6 protein-coding genes and 1 pseudogene are annotated in these 6,000 nt (G+C 68.8%); 1 reads left to right on the top strand and 6 read right to left on the bottom strand.

Annotated elements, in window-relative coordinates; translation table 11 throughout:
* Nucleotides 1-886: pseudogene (locus P7D22_RS16110) on the bottom strand (DNA mismatch repair protein MutS); the annotation flags it as partial.
* Nucleotides 887-1,047: 161 nt separating this feature from the next.
* Here P7D22_RS16110 and lexA point away from each other — a divergent pair.
* The gene (lexA, locus tag P7D22_RS16105; protein ID WP_319935273.1) at nt 1,048-1,743 is read left to right on the top strand and encodes a transcriptional repressor LexA; all 696 of its coding nucleotides are present in this window, start codon (nt 1,048-1,050) and stop codon (nt 1,741-1,743) included.
* Here lexA and P7D22_RS16100 read toward each other — a convergent pair.
* From P7D22_RS16100 to P7D22_RS16080, 5 genes are read right to left on the bottom strand one after another with little or no spacing between them, the layout of a single operon-like run.
* Nucleotides 1,737-2,669: a homocysteine S-methyltransferase family protein gene (locus tag P7D22_RS16100; protein WP_319935272.1), complete on the bottom strand. Its 933-nt coding sequence runs from the start codon at nt 2,667-2,669 to the stop codon at nt 1,737-1,739. The genes lexA and P7D22_RS16100 overlap by 7 nt on opposite strands.
* Before the next feature lie 5 nt (nt 2,670-2,674).
* Nucleotides 2,675-3,184 (bottom strand): DUF934 domain-containing protein, encoded by a 510-nt coding sequence (locus P7D22_RS16095; protein WP_319935271.1) that lies wholly within the window; start codon nt 3,182-3,184, stop codon nt 2,675-2,677.
* Nucleotides 3,184-3,918: a phosphoadenylyl-sulfate reductase gene (locus P7D22_RS16090; protein ID WP_319935270.1), complete on the bottom strand. Its 735-nt coding sequence runs from the start codon at nt 3,916-3,918 to the stop codon at nt 3,184-3,186. The genes P7D22_RS16095 and P7D22_RS16090 overlap by 1 nt, the downstream gene beginning before the upstream one ends.
* A gap of 5 nt (nt 3,919-3,923) precedes the next feature.
* Nucleotides 3,924-5,594, bottom strand: a complete 1,671-nt coding sequence (locus P7D22_RS16085; RefSeq protein ID WP_319935269.1) for a nitrite/sulfite reductase — start codon at nt 5,592-5,594, stop codon at nt 3,924-3,926.
* Between the two features lie 16 nt (nt 5,595-5,610).
* Nucleotides 5,611-5,898: a DUF2849 domain-containing protein gene (locus P7D22_RS16080; RefSeq protein WP_319935268.1), complete on the bottom strand. Its 288-nt coding sequence runs from the start codon at nt 5,896-5,898 to the stop codon at nt 5,611-5,613.
* Between the last annotated feature and the right edge of the window lie 102 nt (nt 5,899-6,000).

Raw genomic sequence — 6,000 nt, 5'->3', positions numbered from 1 at the left:
TCTCCATCGTGCCGCCGGCCTCGATGCGGCCTGGGGCCTGCAACTGCGGCCGGGCGCCCACCTGGGTGCGGGTCACATAGCTGACCGCGGTTGCGGCCGCCGCCACCTCGGCGCGCGAAAAGCGGCCGAAGCCGTCGAGCGTGTCGACGCCATACCATTCGCGCAGGCGGCGCTCGGCGAGGCCCGCGTCCGCGAACTCGCGCGCCACGGGCGTCACAGCGGCGCCGGTGTCGGCGATCAGCGTCGCGATCGCGTCATCGGCATAAAGCGCGTCGGCCAGCACGATCTCGCGCGGCTCGAGCCGGGCCAGCAGCGCCGGCAGGCCAGCGGCCGGGGCCTCGGCGACCGTGAAGCTGCCGGTCGAGATGTCGACGGCCGCCACCCCGAAGCTGACCCCCTCGGGTCCGGCATGGCGCGACAAGGCGACGAGGTGGTTGGCGCGGGCCGGATCGAGCAGCCGCTCTTCGGTCAGGGTGCCGGGGGTGACGAGCCGCACCACGGCGCGCGCCACCACCGACTTGCCGCCGCGCTTGCGGGCTTCCACCGGGTCCTCGACCTGCTCGCACACCGCGACCCGGTGGCCGAGCGCGATCAGCCGGTGCAGGTAGTCGTCCGAGCGCTCCACCGGCACGCCGCACATGGCGATGTCTTCGCCCTGGTGCTTGCCGCGCCGGGTCAGCACGATGTTCAGCGCCTTGGCGGCGATCTCGGCATCCGCGAGGAACAGCTCGTAGAAGTCGCCCATCCGGTAGAACAACAGGCAATTGGGATGCTGCGCCTTGATGACAAGGTATTGCGCCATCATGGGCGTCACCCGCGCCTCGGCCACGGGAGCCGGCGGCGCAGCCTCGGGCGGCGGGAGGGCGCGGGGCGAAGGAGGAGCCATGAGGCGCAGTCTAGCAGATCGCGCGCCGGCCCGCAGGCGTGAAGGCGTCGCTGTCCACCGTGCTGGTTGTGTCGGTGCCATTGCGGAACGTTCGGGGAACAGCTACAGAGTGTTCACGATTTGTTTGGTGCCATCCGCCTGAGGATGGCGGGGAGGCGTGGATGTTGACCAAGAAGCAGCACGAGCTCTTGCTCTTCATCGATGCGCGCCTGCGCGACGCCGGCGTGCCGCCGTCCTTCGACGAGATGAAGGACGCGCTGGAGCTGAAGTCGAAATCCGGCATCCACCGGCTCATCATGGCGCTCGAAGAGCGCGGCTTCATCCGCCGGCTCGCCAATCGGGCCCGGGCCCTCGAGGTGATCCGCCTGCCGGACACGATCGGCGGCACGGCGCCCCGCCGAGAGCCGTTCCGGCCGCGGCTCGTCAAGGGCGGCCGCGGCGACGACCAGGCCCCGCCGCCCGTCGCGGCGCCGGCCACCCTCGAGATTCCGGTGGTGGGCCGCATCGCGGCGGGCTCGCCCATTTCGGCCATCCAGTCGCCGGTCCGCACCCTCAGCCTGCCGATGGACTTCCTGCCGCCGGGCGACCATTTCGCCCTCGACGTGCAGGGCGAGTCGATGATCGGCGAGGGCATCCTCGACAGCGACACGGTGATCATCCGCCGCCAGGATACGGCAAGCGCGGGCGACATCGTTGTGGCGCTGATCGACGACCAGGAGGCGACGCTGAAGCGCCTGCAGCGCCGCAAGGGCATGATCGAGCTCGAGGCCGCAAACCCCGCCTTCAAGACCCAGGTCTACGAGCCCGGCCGGGTGCGCATCCAGGGTCGGCTGGTTAGCCTGATGCGGCGTTACTGAGCGCCGCGACCGCGCAATGCGAATCTGCGGCTGAGCGCCTCGATGTGGCCGCAGCCGATGCCGCAGCAACCGCCCACCACGCTGGCGCCCGCCGCCACCCAGTCGGCCGCGACCGCGACGTAGCGCTCGGGGCCGAGGTCCTGCCGCACCGCGCTCAGGGTTTCGTTGGCGGCCCCATCGTCGTCGTTCGCCGCAAAGGCGTTGGCGTAAACGCCGAGCCGGATGCCGGGCCGGATGCGATCGAGGATCGGCCGCGCCGTCTCGACGGCGGCGGCCATGACTTCGGGATGGCTGCAATTGAACAACAGCGCCGCAGCCGTCGAGCGACCGGCGAGCCATTCCGCCGCTGCGGCGACATCTTCGCCCGAGCGGAGGCGGGGAGGGCCGTCGTTCGTCGCGTCATCGAGCGTAAAGGAAATCCACACGGGCTTCGCGGTGGCCGCCACGGCGGCGCAGACCGCTTCGGCCTCGGCGATCAGGCTGAGGGTTTCGCCGAGCCACAGATCGACATGCGGGGCCAAGGCCGGCACCAGCACGGCGAGGCGTTTCGGGGCCTCCGCGGCCTCGAACTTCTGCGGCTCGTAGGAGCCGAACAACGGCGGCAAGGAGCCCGCCACCAGAACCGGCCTCCCGGCGACATCGGCGGCCTGGCGGGCGAGGCGGCCAGCCCGGTCGGCCAGGATGGCGGCGTCCGTCCGGAAGCGGTCGTCGCCGATGTGGAACGGCACCAGGGCGTAGCTGTTGGTGGTGACGATGTCGGCCCCGGCCGCGATAAAGGCGCGGTGGACGCGCTCGACGATGTCGGGGGACTCCATCAAGGCGAGAGCCGACCATTCCGGCTGGCGGAGTTCGGCTCCGAAGGCTACAAGCTCGCGGCTCATGCCGCCGTCGAGGATCAACAGGGGCGGCGTGGCAGTCTCGGACATGCGGATCAGCCGACCGCGCGGCGGGCCCAGGTCCGCGGCGTGTTGACCCGCACCTCGGGGCCGTAGCCGGGCTGATAGAAGTCCGACATGAAGGGCTTCTTGCCGGCCTCGAGCGCCCGGAGGGTCGGCTCGTTGGTGATCTCGAAGCTGTCGAAGCCGCAGCGGCGCATCAGTTGCAATTGGTCCCACAAAACATCGCCGACCGCCCGCACCTCGCCCGCAAAGCCATGTTCCTCGCGCAGCATCGTGGCCTTCGAGAACGAGCGGCCATCGGCGAATTTCGGGAACGACAAGGCCACGAGGCTGAGACGGTCGAGATCCGGCACCACCGGATCGAGCGCTTCGCCGGGTTCGATCCGCACGCCGAGGCGCCCGTCGAAGGCCGCGAGCGCGTCGCGCTGCTCGAGCCAGGCCTTCAAGGGCAGGATGGTGGGCACCCCGGACACCGGGGTGCCGCCCTCCGGCAGCGGCTGCCAGGGATCGTCGACCGGCGCGCCGTTCTTGAAGTATGCCATCAGATGCCTCCGCCCCCGTTCACCACGCCCAGGTGGATGCCGCATTCGGTCTTCGCCTTGCCTCGCCAGCGGCCCGCCCGCGCGTCTTCCCCCGGCCGCACGGCCGAGGTGCAGGGGATGCAGCCGATCGACGGATAGCCCTTGGCCACCATGCGGTGACGCGGCAGCCCATGCTCGTCGAGGTAGTGCAGCAGTTTCGTCGCGTCCCAGCCGGCGAGGGGATTGATCTTCACCCGGTCGCCTTCAGTTTCGAACAACGGCAGGCTGGCGCGCGTGTCGGCCTGAAACCGCTTGCGGCCGGTGATCCAGGCATCGAAACCCTCGACGGCGCGGCCGAGCGGCGCCACCTTGCGGAGGGCGCAGCAGCGGTCGGGGTCCGACGACCACAGGAAACCTTCCGGATCAAGCGCCGCAAGCTCCTCGGGCGTCGCCATCACGGACCGCACGTCCGTCAGGCCGAGCAGCGCCACGAGTTCGTCCCGGTAGGCCAGGGTTTCGGGAAACAGGTAACCGGAATCGACGAAGATCACCGGCGTGGCGCGGTCGATGCCGGCCACCATGTGGAGCAGCACGGCCGAATCGGCGCCGAAGCTCGACACCAGCGCGACGCGCCCGGGGAACAGGTCCTTGATGGCGAGACGCAGCACGGCCGCGGCGTCGAGCGCCACGAACTTCTCCTCGAACCGCGCCGCGGCGCCGAGATCGCCGAACAGATTGACGTCCAACGCACCCATGATGGTCAGATCCCCGCGCCCCCGGCGTCGTAGAGGGCCTGCTTGAACGGCGCCATGCCGACGCGGCGATAGGTCGAAAGGAAATCCTCCGACGTGTCGCGCCTGACGCTGATGTAGGTATTCACCACGGTTTCCACAGCATCCACGACGTCTTCGGATGAAAATCCGGGGCCCGTCAGGGTTCCGAGCGAGCAGGTTTCGTCGGCGGTGCCGCCAAGCGTGATCTGGTAGGTTTCGACGCCCTTGCGCTCGAGGCCGAGGATGCCGATGTGGCCGACGTGATGGTGGCCGCAGGCGTTGATGCAGCCCGAGATCTTGATCTTCAGCTCGCCGATCTCCTGGGCCCGGGCGCCATCGCCGAAGCGCTCCGAGATGCGCTGTGCCACCGGGATCGAGCGCGCGGTGGCGAGCGCGCAATAATCGAGGCCCGGGCAGGCGATGATGTCGGTGACGAGACCCGCATTGGCGGTGGCGAGCGCGGCCGCTTGCAAGGCGTCGTAGACGGTCGGAAGGTCGTCGAGCGCCACATGGGGCAAAACGAGGTTCTGCTCGTGCGACACACGGATCTCGTCGGCGGAAAAGCGCTCGGCGAGGTCGGCCACCAGATCCATCTGCTCCGCCGTAGCGTCGCCCGGGATGCCGCCGATGGGCTTCAGCGAGATCGTCACCACGCCATGGCCTGCCACCTTGTGGGGCGTCACGTTGACGGCGACGAAGCGGTCGAAGGCGGCGTCGCGCGCCCGGCGCGCCTCGACGGTTTCCGAGCGTGGCGGCTTCGCGGCCAGATCCGGCAGGGCGAAGTAACTCTGGATCGCCAGAATGTCGCCTTCCGGCAGCGTCAGGTTGCGCTCCAGCACCTTGGCGAATTCGGCCTCGACGGCGGCCGTGATGGCGGCGGCGCCCTTCTCATGCACCAGGATCTTGATGCGGGCCTTGTATTTATTGTCGCGCCGACCTTCGAGGTTGTAGACCCGCACGATGGCGTCCGTATAGGCGAGCAACTCGGCCTCGGGCAGGAAGTCGCGGATCTTCAGCGCCACCATGGGGGTGCGGCCCTGGCCACCGCCGACGTAGACCGCAAAGCCCGTCTCGCCCTTGCCGTTCCTCACCACCTGGTAGCCGATGTCATGCACCTGGATGGCGGCACGGTCGCGCGGGGCGCCCGTCACGGCGATCTTGAACTTGCGCGGCAGGAACGAATATTCGGGGTGCAGCGACGACCATTGGCGCAGGATCTCGGCATAAGGCCGCGGGTCCGCAACCTCGTCGGCGGCGGCGCCAGCGAACTGGTCGGCCGTGACGTTGCGGATGCAATTGCCCGATGTCTGGATGGCGTGCATCTCGACCGACGCAAGCTCGTCGAGGATGTCCGGGCAATCCTTCAGGGCCGGCCAATTGTATTGGATGTTCTGTCGGGTGGTGAAATGCCCGAAGCCCTTGTCGTAGCGCCGGGCGATATGGGCAAGCTTGCGCAGCTGGGTGGACGACAGCACCCCATAGGGGATGGCCACCCGCAGCATATAGGCGTGCAGCTGCAGGTAGACGCCGTTCATCAGGCGATGCAGCTTGAACTGTTCTTCCGTCAGTTCGCCCGATAGGCGGCGTGCCGTCTGGTCGCGGAACTGCGCCACGCGCTCGGCCACGAACTGGGCATCGAATTCATCGTAACGGTACATGGGTTCGTCCGTTCGTTCAGCGCGGCTTGCCGTGCTCGGGCTTCACGGTCGGGCCCTGGGCCCGGATGGCTTCCCGGAGCTTTATCGGCGCCACCACGCCGGCCTTGTCGGCAACGTCGATCGCATAAATGTCGAGCACCACATTGGCCCGCTCGTCCCCGCCCGCCTCGGTCAGCGCCGCGGCGGAAGCCTCGGGGCTCACGAAGACCGCCGCTTCGGCCAGCCGCTCCACCCAGGCCCGATCCGGGCCGAGGAAGACGACGGTGCCGTCGCTCAGCCGGCTGGCGGTGATCACCTGGTTCATGGTTTCTCAGCAGTCCTGGACGCGGGACGACGTGCCGCCTGCGTCCTTCGCATAATTACAAACCAGCGATCAACTCTCTCGCCGTCTCCGTCAAGATAGCAT

This window comes from Lichenihabitans sp. Uapishka_5 (assembly GCF_033947565.1).
Classification (GTDB): domain Bacteria; phylum Pseudomonadota; class Alphaproteobacteria; order Rhizobiales; family Beijerinckiaceae; genus Lichenihabitans.
This window is presented reverse-complemented; position numbering and strand designations above follow the sequence as displayed.